Origin of the sequence: Bacillus haynesii, from assembly GCF_001969855.1 — a bacterium.
GTDB classification, from domain to species: Bacteria; Bacillota; Bacilli; order Bacillales; family Bacillaceae; genus Bacillus; species Bacillus haynesii.
This window is the reverse complement of the sequence record NZ_MRBL01000007.1, coordinates 1-14,504: the sequence shown is the minus strand read 5'-3', so window position 1 is coordinate 14,504 and position 14,504 is coordinate 1. Positions and strand designations below refer to the sequence as shown.

Here is a 14,504-nt window from a genome sequence, read left to right as displayed (position 1 = left end):
TTGTTATTCTGCAAATCTATTCTTTCCATGATAACGATTAAAATGAACATCGCCTGAAACGAGGTAGTTATAAATATCGTCTACAATTTCAATTCCTTCTTTATCATATTTGGCACTTCTTAATTTACCGCGCTCACCCGGATAATAAATTTCCCCATAGCCTTCTGCTGCCGGTTGTGCTTTTAATTCATCGAGCATCGTCGAAATCTGTTGTTTAAAAGCGGTTAAGTCTGTGAAGTATGCTGGGTTGATCACAATATGAATTTGCCCTAAATCGCGACCTTTTGTCAGGTCTTGATACATGGAAGATACATGTACGCCATGAGGTACTCCAAGAAGACTGCCTGATAAGATATCCACCATCATCATCAATCCATAACCTTTTGGACCAGCAATTGGCACAAGTGCATGGACATCTCTTGCATTCGTTGTTGGTGCACCGGCTGCATCTACTGCCCATGTTTCCGGGATCGATTCATTTTTACTTCTTGCATCCAATACTTTTCCCCATGCCTGAACAGTTGTCGCCATATCAAATGTGATCATGCGTTCATCAGCCGATGGTGCACTAAAAGCAATTGGATTGGTGCCAAAGTATGGTTCTGTCCCTCCAAACGGTACGACCATTGGATCTGACTGGCACATGCTTAAAGCAACCATGTCTTGTTCTGCTGCCATTTCAACAAAGTAACCCAATGCACCACTATGCGAGATATTCTTCATGCCAACAACAGCAACACCTGAATTTTTTGCCATTTCGATTGCTTTTTCCATCGCTTGTTTTGCTGCTTGGTGACCTGGACCATTATCTCCGCTAAAGACAGCGGATGCAGGTCCTGTTTGTTCAAATGTGTAGGTTGGGTTTGCTGTAATACCGCCTTTTGCGATTCGTTCGGCATAGTATTCCACACGTACTGCACCATGGGAATGGATTCCTCTATGATCGGCGAATGTCAATACATCTGAAACATCGTGTGCGGCTCCTTCATTTAATCCAGCTTTGATTAGCTTCTGTTTGATTAAATGAAACAGCTCCTGCTTAGATACACGCACCTGATTCCCTCCTTCCATTACATGATTAGTAAATTTTGTCTGACTCTAAATAATCTAAAATTTCCTTTGTAACTGGGATACCTGTTTTTTTATACTGTTTCATCACATCTATTTGAATTTCACCGGGATAATACACTTTGTCAAATCCTTCAGCAGGCGGGTTGTCATGTAATTCTTCAACCATTTGAGACATTTTTTCCAAGAATTGCTCCTTCCCGCCAAAGTATTCAGGATTGATTACGAGATGAAGCTGCCCTAAGCGACGGTACTCTGATAAATCTTTATACATGGAAGTGACATGCTTGCCAAATGGCAAGCCGAGTAAACTCCCCGATAAAATATCAACCATCATCATTAACCCGTATCCTTTAGGCCCAGCCATTGGTAATAATGCATTTACCTTAAACGGGTCTGTTGTTGGTGCTCCATTTTGATCAACTGCCCATGAGTCTGGGATAGATTTGTTTTTACTTCTTGCATCTAAGATTTTCCCCCAGGCTTGTACCGTTGTTGCCATATCAAAAAGTATTGGACTACCATCTTTTCTAGGCACACTAAAAGCAATTGGGTTGGTGCCAAAGTACGGTTCGGTACCGCCAAATGGCACAACCATGGGATCAGATTGACATACAGTTAATGCCACCATACCTTCTAATGCTGCTTGACGTACATAATAACCAATCGCACCACTGTGCCCCATTTCTTTTACACCGACAACACCGATACCTGATGTTTTTGCTAATTCGATCGCCTTTTTCATTGCTTGATAACTTACATAATGTCCTAACGCATTATCTCCGTGATAAATCCCTGATGCTGGACCCGTTTTTTCGAAGCTTAGGTTTGGTTTCAGGTTATATCCACCTTTTAATGTACGTTCGGAATAGTATTGCATTCTCACTGCACCATGTGAGTGAACACCTCGTTCATCCGCAAAAATGAGTAAGTCTGCTGTTTTATCCGCTTGTTCTTCAGGTAAGCCTGCTTTCACTAATTTATCTTTCATTAGCTGCCGAAGATGGTTACTATCTACATACACTAATGGTTCACTCATTAAAATTGCCCCTCTTTATAGATTAATATCTCTATTCGCATCCTTTGAATAAATATACGAGAATGGTTCATCCAAACCGATTGCATAGGTTGCTTGCGGCGTATAAGCTCCCATAAAAATATAGTCACCTTTGTCAACTGGCATCCACTCGTTGTCTAAGTTGTAAACACCCCGTCCACTTAATATATAAGCACCATGTTCTTGAACGTGCGTTTCAATGTAACCATGCGAAGCACCTGGCTCAAATGAAAGAATATGAATGTTCATGTCATATGCGAGTTCTTTTGGCAGTAAATCTTGAATTAATACTTCTTTCATACCTTCATAGGCTTCTTGTTTGATATCATTCACATGACCCGTAACAATTTCTGGTGTATGTCCTTTAAGCGGCTGATAACGCTTTTTGTATAAAAACAAACGGCTGTCCTCACCATTATTATTATTATCAAACGTCAATTGTAAGTGTGGAGGTACATATAAGAAGCCGCCTTTTGTTAGTTCGTATTTTTTACCATCCGCAAAAGCGTTGATTTTACCATATTCAACGTACACAAATGATTGGATACCATCACCGGCAAAACCGGTTTTGTTTCCGCCCTGGTTTTTAACTGTTACCAAATAATCTACAAACCTTGCACCTAAACGCGGAGATCCTAAAATGGTTACATCACAATCCTCAAAGCCAGGTACAACATTATGAACCAGGCCATCAGGTGTGATTACCGCATAATTATCTTTTTTTATTACTGAACGTGTTTCTAATAAACCTTCTCTGTATCCTTGATTATGATTTAAGTAACTCATGAGTATCTGGCTCCTTTTCATTCTTTATAAGCTAGTTCATACAATACGTCTTTCAATACTTCAATCCCCTTCACAAGGTCTTCTATCTTCGTTTCTTCATTGGTATTGTGGCTAATTCCGCCAATAGAAGGTACAAACAACATTGCTGTAGGAACAAAATCCGCAAAAATTTGTGCATCATGACCTGCACCAGATGGCATCAATTTATAGCTGTCCCCCACATTATCCTTAGCCGCTTGTTCAACGATTTGAATGATTTCTTTATCCATCAATGACGGTGCTTCATCCATCCATAAATTAATGTCATAAGTCATGCTGTTTGCTTCCGCTACCGCTTTAACTTTATCTTCAATTTCTCTCGCAAAATCATTTAATAGTTGTTGATCAATATGACGACAGTCTATCGAAAAAGTAATTTCTCCAGGAACGACATTTACGGTGTTTGGAACAGGAGTGACATGTCCAAACGTTAATACAAGTGGCTCCCCAATTTCTCTAGCTCGTTTCGTTAAGTCTGTTACAATTTCACTATACGCAACAACTGTATCTCTGCGTAATGACATCGGAGTTGTGCCAGCGTGATTTGCTTCACCTTTCAAGTTAATTGTGTAACGTTTTTGACCGACAATCCCAGTTACAACACCAATCGCTTTATTTTCCGCCTCTAATACTTTCCCTTGTTCAATATGTACTTCAACAAATGCTTTAATATCGTCACGAACATCATCTGTTTTTCGGTAATCAAAACCAGATTCGTGCATAGCATCTTCGAATTTAATCCCTTCAGCATCTTCTATTGTGTCAACATCCGCTTTTTTGGCTAAATTAAAAAAGTTTTTACTTCCCCAAAATGTATATGGGAATCGACTGCCTTCTTCTTCTGCAAGCGATAAGACTTCTATTGTTCGTAATGGTTGACCGTATTTTTCTTTTAAATATTTCACAGCAACCAGTGCAGATAAGATACCGAATTGTCCATCTAGATGACCACCTTCCACAACTGTGTCGATATGTGATCCTGTTAAAATAGTTTCTTCAGCATATTTACTTCCAACAAGACGACCAGATAAGTTCCCAACATCATCAAAGCTTACTTCTAAACCTTCTTCCTTGAATGTTGCTTCCAGCTCGCGAACTGCATCAATCCATTCAGGAGAGTATAACAGACGCGTAATACCGCCTTGTTCTAAACCGCCAAAACTTGTGAACTTCTTATCCAACGTTTCAAAGGTTGATCGAATATCCATACTTTTTCTCCTCCTTTCTCTATTTACTTTCATCATAGAACCCTGTTTACAACCATTCATTGACATAACCAACAATAATGGAAGAGCATTTTATGCACTTTCAACAAATACACCTTTTAATGGTATCTAGATAAAAGAAAATCACAGAGCGCTCGCTTAAAGATTGGAGCGAAGCGACATCTCCTGGTTTTTGACGATTGACGATTTCTCTTACCCAACAAATAAATAAGGTGCAAATTTTATACTTCCTTATTCAATAAAAAAACTACCCTATAAATCAATAAAAACCATTGATTTATAGGGTAGTTTATCTGTTTCATTACATCATAAATGATATGCCAAGAGTCAGGATACATATGAGCAGCAGCAATTCCAGGCTGTACCTTAATGTATTTACTCCCCAACCAACATGTGCAATTAACACCTAATAAAAATTCCTCTTTATCTCTCACGAAATGGCAGATGAATGAATCGAATCTTCAAAAGAACAATCTGCCTTTACATCTTCCTTTGCCTCAAATTCCTGACAGGGCACCTGTCCCGTCACTCAAGGAATAAATCTTCCTACTTTTTTATCTGAAATCCCATTTTCTTTATCATAGATTTCGACACCACGAAGGATTGTTTTCACTACCTGTGCACCAATTTCGCGGCCGATATATGGACTAATTTTGTGTCGATATGCTAAGTCCTCAGCTTTTAATTGATAAGGTGCATCTTTCTTAATAAATACGAAATCCGCATCCTTCCCTACTGCAATACTGCCTTTTGATGTAAGATTAAAACGTTTCGCAGGGTTTGTAGCAATAATGGCTGCAAATTTGGATAATGACATATTACGCTTTTGCACACCCTCATCAAATAATACGTCAACATTATTTTGTACACCTGCGATACCCCCCCAAGCTTCAAATGCATTATCCGTAGCTTTTAAGTCCGGGGTACATGGTGAATGGTCTGATGTTACGAATGAAATATCTCCGTTTAATACCCGATTCCACATGCCTTCTAAGCGTGATTGCTCACGGATTGGCGGAGAGCATTTTACAACTGGTCCGATATGATCTAGTTCTTCTTTATAGAAATATAAATAGTGTGTACATGTTTCGCATGTAATATCGACCCCTTCCTGTTGTGCTTTGACAATTTCATCTACGCCTTCTTCACAAGCTATATGAACGATGTGTACACGACATCCCGTTTCTTTTGCAAATAGAATTATTTTTCTAATCGGTTCTACTTCAGTAAATGCGGGTCGGGAATCTACATAAGCGCGTAATGAAGTTTCACCATTTTTAGATGCTATTTCCCCTAATTTATCCGTAATTGCAGCATTTTCAGCATGTACAGATAATATTTTGCCTGTCTTTGCAATTTGTTTCATACCTTCGTAGAGGGAATAGTCATCCACGTTCATGAAATCTCCTTCTATAGAACGGTCACCACATGTTGCTACAAAACATTTATATGCCACAACACCGTTGTTATCTAACTCTTGAATACCCCCATCCAAGTTAAATGGCACTAAACCGCCGTAACTCGCAACATCTACAGATAATTTTCCTTTTCCAGCTTTAAATTTTTCTTGAATAGATTCCTCATCTACCGTTGCTGGCACTTGATTTAATGGCATTTCAATAATCGTTGTTACACCGCCTTTTGCAGAGGCACGTGTGCCTGTGTCATAGCCTTCCCATTCATCACGATAGCCGCCGCCCGGCTCTGTGATATGCACATGTGCATCAACCATACCTGGAGATACAATCGATCCTTTTGCATCGATAATTTTTGCACTTGTCCCCAAATCCTTACCGATTGCTGCGATTTTGCCATCTTTAATCCCTACTTCGACTTCTTGTTCACCATTTTCTAGAATGACTAATCCATTTTTGATAATTGAATCAAAATTCATCAAAATCATCCCCTCTTTTAATGGTTGGATATAAAATACTACCTTTCGTAGTCAGTTCATAGCTCATAATATTACCGAGTCATCACCAGCATGAATCCCCCAGATAGGCAGACTACCAAAAACAATGCAAATCATTGGATTTAAGATAGCAGTAAATTTATTTAATGTTTCAGCGCCACCGATACCGATCGCAAAGCTAATGATCCAGAATAACAAGAAAGCTATTAACCCCGGATCGTAATGTCTTAAATGGTAGCCCACCACTATCATTAAAACTGGGGAAAATCTTATTTAATAGAATCAATAAAGCTTGTGAACCAGGAAATCCAAGCCGCAACACCACAGAATACACCTGACAGTCACACCTATATCACCAGGCATGCCTTGAACCTGTGTATCCGTTTACAACAAGTCATAAGGCTGTCTAAAAAGGAACTTATAACAAGGGATACTATTACATGAAACGGTGATAATCCCAGTCGTAAAAACCACCAACAGCTGTATAATTCGGAATACTGCGCACTGCTCCCATCCACAACGTGAAAAAATAAATGAGGATGAAATTCTTTGTTCAAGTGATCTTCGGCATGATATCTTTGTTATAACCACACTTTTCAAAAAACGAAGAATCATGTTCAAGCATAATGATTCTCCTTTAATATTTTTAACTAAAGGATTATACGTATAATTACCTTCAAAAACAGTGTACTATCAGAGTGAGAAATTATCCTTGTAACATCTGACATATTTCATTTTTATTTTATCTTTTTCTAACAAAGATAAGGAGGTAGCCTTGATGACAACATTAAAAGAAATATTATCTGTACTGCAATTTTCAGATTTAACATTGCTGAATGAGCAGGGCGATTTGGAACGAGTGGTAGAAATGGTTGATATTACAGAAACGCCTGATATTAAAAATTTTACAACGCCGCACTCACTTATCGTCACAACAGGAATGAGCTATCAGGATGATCAATCCGGACTAATCAGTCTTATTAGTGAGTTAAATGATATACAAGTTGCTGGTCTCGGTATCAAGCTATCCCGATTTTTAAAAAAATTAGATGATGAGGTTATTGCATTTGCAAACAAATTAAAATTCCCAATTATTGAAATTCCAGAAAGTTGGAATTTAGGATCCATTACTCATCATATATCGTCATTTATCTTGGATGAAGAAACAGAAAAATTACACTTTGCATTAGATATCCAACAAGAGTTAAATGCTATGCTTATGCAAGGGTTAAGCCTGAACATGATGATTGAACGTTTAAGTAGACTTATAAAGGTCCCTGTCATGCTGCTAAATTCTTTTCATCAAGTTGAGTCAGCGAGTCATCACTTTCATCAACACTCAGAACATGTTCAAAAAAACCTTAATTATTTCAGAAGATATTTAAATTCAGAGCAAATCGAACCAAATCATAATGGTGTATTACAGGAAGAATATGCCATATTTAAGGTTCCTGCATTTAAATATTTTCCGTATTATCTTATGATTTCAAATGTTAATTTGCTCAACTATCCGTTTAGTTTATTAACAATAGAACAAGCAGTCAACACACTTAGTCTCGCAATTTATAAAAATAGTAAAATCAAAGAAGCAGAGCAGCAGGACGTAAACCATTTTTTTACATCACTTATGTCCGAACATCCTGATAACCTTGTTTCACTAACACAACACACCGACCTTTTAAAAAAATATCACATTCAACCTTCCAAATTCTATCAAGTGATGATTTGTGGAATTGACAAAGAAAAAAATGTAGAAAATAGCGCCTACTTAAATGAGCGATATCAGATGACTTTTGAGTGGCTAACGCATAAGTTTACTGGGATTGACCCTTCCATTAGCATATATATGTCTCACGGTGAACGCAGATTTACGATACTTTTACAAAGAAGACATCATTATTATTTGGAATACTGCAGATATATCCAAAAAGAGTATCAGCTATTTTTTAATAGCTCCCTTTCATTTGGCATTGGTAATGAGGTCTCCGAGCTTTCACAATTACCACTGTCTTTTTTCGAAGCGAATGAGGCTTATGATAATAAATATGAACAAGGCGAAATGGAATTTATAGAGCCCTATAAATCCAAAAGCGTAGAAGAATTATTGCAACTCATTCCAACGAATAAATTAAAGCCATTTATCATTTACACACTTGGTCCTTTAGCTTATCCCCAAACAATGAAGGAAAAAGAACTCAGATTTACATTAAATGTTTATATGGCCAATCAATGTGATCTTACAAAGACCTCAGAAGATATTTTTATTCACCGTAATACTGTGAAATATCGCATTAAAAAATGCGAAGAGATATTAGGTCAATCTGTAGAATCTCCTGATACATCACTGAGCATTCGATTGGCATTATTTGCTTCAGAGAAAATATCGTTGTAAATCAAAAGGAGAACCACTGGAAGTTTTCTGTTCTATTTATTTAGTTAGCTACTGTTTTATTCTGTCTTAACATAACCACAAGGAAAAATAGCAACGCTGCTGCTGCAAGAAGGATGGTTGCAATATAGAATGCTAATACTTGCGAGCCGGTTACATCACCAATATAACCAGTAAGTGTTGGTGCAATAACAGATGAACTCATTCCAAAGAAGTTAAAGAGAGTTAATGCTCTGGCAACTCTATCTCCTGATACGGAATCAGATACATAAGTTATTAAAACTGGATCAATCGCAAGTTTACCTAATAAGCCATATAAAATTAACGCAATATACAATACTGCAGGATTTGGTGCAAATACTGTCAAACTAATTGTTACTGCTGCAGCAATTAATAGAAATAAAATTAAACGCAGACGCAAATGTGCATTTTTATCTATATATTTAGTAAATATCAAAGCACCAGGTACTGCAGTGACCGCAACTAGTGCAGCTACATACCCTACTGAACCTTGAGCAAATCCTTTTTCTGCTACAAGGAAGGATGGCAACCAAGTTACAATCATATAATAGCCATAGCATGTTGCAAAATACACAAAATATACAACTAATTGTCTTGGAGAAAATAAGCTTTCATTTTGAATCTCTGTGCTTTGTACGGCGTCTTTCTTCTCTTCAGCCACTTCCTTATCCGATGTTTTATCTTGTTTAATAAACAACACAAACACAAATGTTACAGCTACAATAACGATAGCTGTTATAAAAAGCATATAATTCCATTGAATTTCAAAACCGCCTACTAAAACCGATGATCCGATTAGTCCAATTATCATCCCTAATGCTGAACCGCTATTTATAATCGCATTGGAAAAGCTTTTTTTATCTTTAGGCGTATGTTTGGCTGATAAGGAAAAGGCTGCACCGTAATATGAACCAGTCGAAATACCAGCCAATAACGATCCAATGTATACTTGCATGATAGTTGAACTTGTGCCAATTACAAATGCAGCTAGCGCAAAAACGATAAATGCAGGAATTAACACCTTTTTTTGTCCAAATTTATCAACAAGTGCCCCTGACGGAATTTGCATACCCGTATATGCAAAGAAATAAATAGAAGCAACCAACCCCATCTGTGTGTCACTAATATTTCCTAATGATTCTTGAATCTGCGGATATATTGGCGTAAGTATTGTGCGATAAATCCAAATAGCTACCCACCCTAAACACAATGCAATAATGATCTTTTTGTAATAATTGGGGTCATGTTTAATTGTTTTTTCCACGGTATGAGACGCTCCCTTCTTATTATTTAATCTATTTTTTATTTAATTAAATTGTAGGTTGTAAGCCAGTCAATAACATTGTTCACTTTCAACAAAAACAAAAGTAACATTATACATTTTAGACAAAAGGCGTCGCTTAAAAATGATTCATCGATAGAAGCTGATCTTATGACTCTTTTTTAAAACTAACTTGGAGTACCCAATTTAACTTCCCGAATAAATAGGAAGCTCCACAAACGTTGATATAACAGTGTTGTTAACGTTTTGAGAACTGAGGTCCACGATGAGCGCCCTTAAGACCGGCTTTCTTTCTCTTTGAAAATTTAAAAATTCTCCGATATATATAGCGAATGCCGCTAAATAAGGAGGAGAGCCGGATGAAAAAATTATGGAAAATCGCGGTTTCCGCTGCAATGTTCGTCGGTTTTTTTGCAAATTCACCCCGCATTCAAGCGGAAAGCAATAAGCAGGAAAACGAAGTCATTGTCGTATATAAAAATGCCAGCGGAAAAGAAACTGTCATCGAACAAGCAGAAACGGTAGAACACGTTTACCGGCACATTCCCGCAGCCGCTGTCACTGCGGACGACAAAACAGTGCGCGAACTTGAACAAGATCCCGACGTTCTGTATGTCGAAGACAACCTCCCGGTAGCTGCTGCCGACAGCACCGCTCTAAAAGCTGTCTCCAGCAGCACAGCGCAAAACGCCTCCGCGTTTTCACAGTGGAACATCAAGCCGATTCAAGCCACGCTGGCTTGGAATAAAGGTTTGACCGGGAAACAGGTGAAGATCGCGGTTATTGACAGCGGGATTTCTCCCCACGAAGAGCTGTCAATCGCAGGCGGCACATCGATGGTCGGCTATACCGCTTCATACCGTGATGATAACGGCCACGGAACACATGTTGCCGGAATCATCGGAGCGAAGCATAACGGACGGGGGATCGACGGCATCGCGCCTGGCGTGCGGCTGTATGCCGTAAAAGCGCTGGACCGGAAGGGTTCGGGGGATCTGAGAGGTATCTTACAAGGCATCGATTGGTCGATTCAGCACGGAATCGATATCATCAATATGAGCCTCGTCGTTTCAGGCGACAGTCAAGTTCTCCACGATGCAGTAGATAGAGCATACAAAAGGGGAATCATTTTAGTCGGCGCGAGCGGAAATGCCGGAAACGGAACATCCGTTTATTACCCGGCCGCCTACAGCAGCGTCATTGCCGTCTCGGCCACCAATGAAAAAAATCAGATCGCTTCATTTTCCAACACCGGCAGCGCCGTCGAGTTTTCCGCTCCCGGCACATCGATTATCAGTACATCTTCCGATCGCGGCTATGCAATCGGAAGCGGCACTTCACAGGCAACGCCGCACGTCACCGGAATGTTTGCACTTTTGAAACAGCTGTACCCAACCGCTTCAAATACTGAGTTGCGCAAGAAAATGCAGTTTTATACAAGCGATTTGGGCGCCCCCGGCCGTGATCATTTGTTCGGCTACGGATTAATCCGCTTCAAAGAGGTCACACAGCCATTGGAAAAAGCGCAAAAAGCAGTCGGACAAGCGGAAAAGACAAAGAAAAAAGCGGACATTCAAGCCGCACAAAAAGCGATCGAACCGCTGCCTGCAAACGCCGATAAAACCGCTTTGAAAAAAAGACTCGATACTGTTAAAGAGCAGCTTAAAAAAACAGCCGAAAGCAAAATGAAACTCGCTGAGAAGCAAAAAAAGAAAACCAATGCCGATGCCGCCCAGAAAGCGGTCAATGAACTCGACAGCGGCACTTTCAAAACGAATTTGCAAAAACGGGTCAATGCGGTCCGCTCAAGCCTCTTGAACACCGCAAAGCAAGCCGTTGCCAAAGCTGAAAAAGCGGCGACAGACTCAAACCTCGGCAAAGCGCAAAAAGCGATCAATGAGCTTCCTGCCGGAAAAGACAAATCAAATCTGCAAAAAAGGCTGAACACCGCGAAAAAGCAAGCCGCAGCAGCCTATAACAAAAAAGTGGCAGCGGCGAAAGCCAAAGTCAAAACGGCCGAACAAAAGAGAACGAAAAAAACAAAATCGGCAGCGCAATCAGCGGTCAGCAAGCTGAAAGCATCCGCCGAAAAAACGAAGCTGCAAAAACGGATCAATGCGATCAAACTGAAGTAGTATAAAAAAAGCCCGGGATTCCGGGCTTTTCTTGATGAACGTATTTAGCGAATACGTCCTTTTTGGGATGCTGTTGTATAAATTGACATTTTAGGACACGACATTTGTGAAATCGTATCGGTCGGCCGCTTACTTTCCGCCGTATTCTCCAATCACTTTTTATCAATTCTTTCTGTCACGATCCCGACGATGTCCCGTTCTGAAACAAAGCCGAAATGGCGGCTGTCAAAGCTGTGGATCCGGTTGTCCCCAAGGACGAAGTACTCGTTTTCGGGCACCTTCTCCTCTCCGGTCACTTCCTTCAGCGTAAAATCCCCTGTCAAGTCCCCTCCGGCAGTGACGGCCTTTAAGTCGTCCAGATAAGGCTCTTTGATCTTTTCTTCGTTGATATACAGCTGATCATCTTCATACCTGAGGGTTTCGCCCGGAAGCCCGATCACCCTTTTAATGAATATGTCTTTGTCAGGTCCTTTAAACAGCACAATGTCAAATCGGCTGATCGTTTTAAAGTGGTGGGCGAACCTGTTGATCAAAAGCTCGTTGCCCTCCTGAAAGGTCGGATTCATGCTGACGCCTTCTACTTTATATTCAATGAAAACGGCATTTTTGACCTGAATCCCGACGACGATGATAAGCAGTACCCCGGCTATGACCAAAAAACGCTTTTTCAATTCTGTGTCCCCCTAGTCTTTCTCTCTCTGGCTGAATCTCACGTTCAGACGATGTTCAACCCGTTTTCCGGCGTACCATAAGATCAGCATGACGATGATCACGGCGGCTGTCCGCAAAGGCTGGGTAAAAAGCGCCTTCAGATCATGGCCGACAAAGCTCACCATAAAAATCATCACGAACTTGCCGCAAAGCACCGCCAGTGAAAAAGGCAGCAGGCTGACTCGCGAAAGTCCTGCCACAACATTTACCGCCGCCGAAGGCGTGAATGGAAAGCAAAGCAGGAGAAACAGCGGACCGAAGCCCCGTTTTTCCACCCAGATCATCAGTTTTTTTACGGATGGATGCCTGCGGATAAAACCGAGTGCTTTTTGCTGACCGAAATGGCGGATAAAAAGAAAAACCGCTATAGAACCTAAAGATGCCCCAATCCACGTCAACAAGAACCCCTGCCATAAACCGAACGAATTTACATTGGCAACAACAAACACGAGCAGGGGTAAAAACGGGAGCAGCGCTTCAATAAACGGCAGCAGTACGGCTACAAAAGGACCAAAAGCCCTGTAGCTCTGAAAAAACTCTGTTAAATTCTCTTCTGTAAAATAGCTGAATAATTGCTCCAACATTGATTCTCCTCAGGGCGGTTGTCTACTTCTATTCTACACTTTAAATCAAAAACTTTAAATCATCCGTCTCGGTTGTTTTCTGTATTAGTGTGAAACAACCTGATCATTTTAGTCATTTTTTCCCGTTCTTGATTAAAAGGCCGTATTTCGTGTAAAATAAAAACAGAACAAATGTTCCTGATTAAAAATAGAAATGAGGAGAAAAGCCATGACAAGAATTCCCGCCGAAGCCAGGGATATGATTGAAAAGGCGATTTACCTCCCGATGACCGTCAGCATATTAAACCGGGACATAAAAATCATCCAGCAGGGGCCGTTTAAGCTGAAAGACCCCTATCTGCGTCTGATCGAACAGGCGTTAAAGCTTGCCCAGCGCGATCTGTACGACGTAAAAAATGAACTGCGCCGGCGGAAAATCAAGGTGCATGAAGTGTCACGGGACGAAGCCTTTACGATGTATTCCTTTATATATGATGGATACGAAGAAGAGCATAACTACTTTAATCCCCGCATCCGCAACCAGGTATCCGCGCTTCTTGAGCACTATTTATTCAAAGCCGCTCCAGATCAATAGCGCTTTTTCAGCTCCCTGAGGATGAATTCGTATATCAGCTGATTCCGGTCTTCTTTCGGATAGAGCATAAATTCCTGTTTCTTCTGCATGGCGTTTCCTTCAATCCGGTCGATAAATTTTGTTCTCAGCCATGCCGTTCGGTAAACCTGGTTTTCGAAAGATGTGATGGATACGGGCAGCTCCAGCTTTTCCCCGTTGACAAACGTGACAAACGTATTGTCATACTTTGCCGCGCAAAACTCGTGAACATGCGCATGGGAAAGCCACCCGCACTGAGGACGAGTTGAGGAAAATGTGGGAAAAAGAAAAATGTTGTTTGAGTGATCCACCATGATCGGCGGTTTATGGGAAACTTTAATGACTTCATATGTGCCCGCTTTTCTTCCCGCATAGCTCGATCCGAAATAGCGGCAGCTTCTTTCGATGATCTGAAACGGCTTCATATTGACGAGGAAAGTCCTGTCGGTCTCAAGTATTTTTGAAGCGGGTTTCTCCCCCTCTCCCAGAGGCAGGACAGCCATTGTCGAACTGTTTACTTCATACGTATCTTTTGTCATATCCTCTGTGCTCATCATGATCCTCCTAATCGTTAGTAAATTTATACTATTAATCTAACATTATCCTTTACAAAACGACAGGATTTTTTCCAATTAATTTGAAAATATGTTTTTAAAATTCCATTTTTATGTTTTGTTCGATTAAATCCGAGTTTCTTTGTCC

Annotated in this window: 12 protein-coding genes; 3 read left to right on the top strand and 9 right to left on the bottom strand. The window is 40.3% G+C overall.

Annotation, left to right across the window (positions count from 1 at the left end; all coding sequences use genetic code 11):
• Positions 1–3: 3 nt before the first annotated feature.
• The 5 genes from allD (BTA31_RS06965) to allB form a co-directional block, all read right to left on the bottom strand.
• Positions 4–1,053: an ureidoglycolate dehydrogenase gene (allD, locus tag BTA31_RS06965; RefSeq protein WP_043927314.1), complete on the bottom strand. Its 1,050-nt coding sequence runs from the start codon at positions 1,051–1,053 to the stop codon at positions 4–6.
• 25 nt (positions 1,054–1,078) lie between these two features.
• Complete coding sequence (gene allD / locus BTA31_RS06960) at positions 1,079–2,107, bottom strand: ureidoglycolate dehydrogenase (protein ID WP_076790297.1); 1,029 nt, start codon at positions 2,105–2,107, stop codon at positions 1,079–1,081.
• A 15-nt stretch (positions 2,108–2,122) separates the two neighbouring features.
• On the bottom strand, positions 2,123–2,911 hold the full coding sequence (gene allE / locus BTA31_RS06955) for a (S)-ureidoglycine aminohydrolase (RefSeq protein WP_043927312.1): 789 nt from the start codon (positions 2,909–2,911) through the stop codon (positions 2,123–2,125).
• 17 nt (positions 2,912–2,928) lie between these two features.
• Positions 2,929–4,158 (bottom strand): allantoate deiminase, encoded by a 1,230-nt coding sequence (gene allC / locus BTA31_RS06950; protein WP_076790294.1) that lies wholly within the window; start codon positions 4,156–4,158, stop codon positions 2,929–2,931.
• A gap of 547 nt (positions 4,159–4,705) precedes the next feature.
• Entirely contained in the window at positions 4,706–6,070 is a 1,365-nt protein-coding gene (gene allB / locus BTA31_RS06945; protein ID WP_076790291.1) for an allantoinase AllB, read from the bottom strand.
• A 796-nt stretch (positions 6,071–6,866) separates the two neighbouring features.
• Here allB and BTA31_RS06935 point away from each other — a divergent pair.
• Positions 6,867–8,480, top strand: a complete 1,614-nt coding sequence (locus BTA31_RS06935; RefSeq protein ID WP_076790287.1) for a PucR family transcriptional regulator — start codon at positions 6,867–6,869, stop codon at positions 8,478–8,480.
• A gap of 40 nt (positions 8,481–8,520) precedes the next feature.
• On the opposite strand, the gene BTA31_RS06930 is transcribed toward BTA31_RS06935, so the two are convergent.
• Complete coding sequence (locus BTA31_RS06930) at positions 8,521–9,762, bottom strand: MFS transporter (protein ID WP_076790284.1); 1,242 nt, start codon at positions 9,760–9,762, stop codon at positions 8,521–8,523.
• 377 nt (positions 9,763–10,139) lie between these two features.
• Between BTA31_RS06930 and BTA31_RS06925 the strand changes: the two genes are divergently transcribed.
• On the top strand, positions 10,140–11,915 hold the full coding sequence (locus tag BTA31_RS06925; protein ID WP_076790280.1) for a S8 family peptidase: 1,776 nt from the start codon (positions 10,140–10,142) through the stop codon (positions 11,913–11,915).
• A gap of 152 nt (positions 11,916–12,067) precedes the next feature.
• Here BTA31_RS06925 and lepB read toward each other — a convergent pair whose 3' ends face one another.
• Complete coding sequence (gene lepB, locus BTA31_RS06920; RefSeq protein ID WP_043927308.1) at positions 12,068–12,586, bottom strand: signal peptidase I; 519 nt, start codon at positions 12,584–12,586, stop codon at positions 12,068–12,070.
• 12 nt (positions 12,587–12,598) lie between these two features.
• Complete coding sequence (locus tag BTA31_RS06915) at positions 12,599–13,210, bottom strand: TVP38/TMEM64 family protein (RefSeq protein ID WP_043927307.1); 612 nt, start codon at positions 13,208–13,210, stop codon at positions 12,599–12,601.
• 208 nt (positions 13,211–13,418) lie between these two features.
• Between BTA31_RS06915 and BTA31_RS06910 the strand changes: the two genes are divergently transcribed.
• Positions 13,419–13,784 (top strand): YhjD family protein, encoded by a 366-nt coding sequence (locus BTA31_RS06910; protein ID WP_043927306.1) that lies wholly within the window; start codon positions 13,419–13,421, stop codon positions 13,782–13,784.
• On the opposite strand, the gene BTA31_RS06905 is transcribed toward BTA31_RS06910, so the two are convergent.
• The gene (locus BTA31_RS06905) at positions 13,778–14,356 is read right to left on the bottom strand and encodes a competence protein ComK (protein ID WP_083698275.1); all 579 of its coding nucleotides are present in this window, start codon (positions 14,354–14,356) and stop codon (positions 13,778–13,780) included. The two genes, BTA31_RS06910 and BTA31_RS06905, sit on opposite strands and share 7 nt — an antisense overlap.
• Positions 14,357–14,504: the final 148 nt, after the last annotated feature.

Bases quoted from the DNA above. Each gene is read 5' to 3' on its own strand.
- BTA31_RS06915 (WP_043927307.1), bottom strand. From the start codon at position 13,210: ATGTTGGAGCAATTATTCAGCTATTTTACAGAAGAGAATTTAACAGAG.
- BTA31_RS06935 (WP_076790287.1), top strand. From the start codon at position 6,867: ATGACAACATTAAAAGAAATATTATCTGTACTGCAATTTTCAGATTTA.
- BTA31_RS06905 (WP_083698275.1), bottom strand. From the start codon at position 14,356: ATGAGCACAGAGGATATGACAAAAGATACGTATGAAGTAAACAGTTCG.
- allD (WP_076790297.1), bottom strand. From the start codon at position 2,107: ATGAGTGAACCATTAGTGTATGTAGATAGTAACCATCTTCGGCAGCTA.
- allC (WP_076790294.1), bottom strand. From the start codon at position 4,158: ATGGATATTCGATCAACCTTTGAAACGTTGGATAAGAAGTTCACAAGT.
- allE (WP_043927312.1), bottom strand. From the start codon at position 2,911: ATGAGTTACTTAAATCATAATCAAGGATACAGAGAAGGTTTATTAGAA.
- allB (WP_076790291.1), bottom strand. From the start codon at position 6,070: ATGAATTTTGATTCAATTATCAAAAATGGATTAGTCATTCTAGAAAAT.
- BTA31_RS06910 (WP_043927306.1), top strand. From the start codon at position 13,419: ATGACAAGAATTCCCGCCGAAGCCAGGGATATGATTGAAAAGGCGATT.
- BTA31_RS06925 (WP_076790280.1), top strand. From the start codon at position 10,140: ATGAAAAAATTATGGAAAATCGCGGTTTCCGCTGCAATGTTCGTCGGT.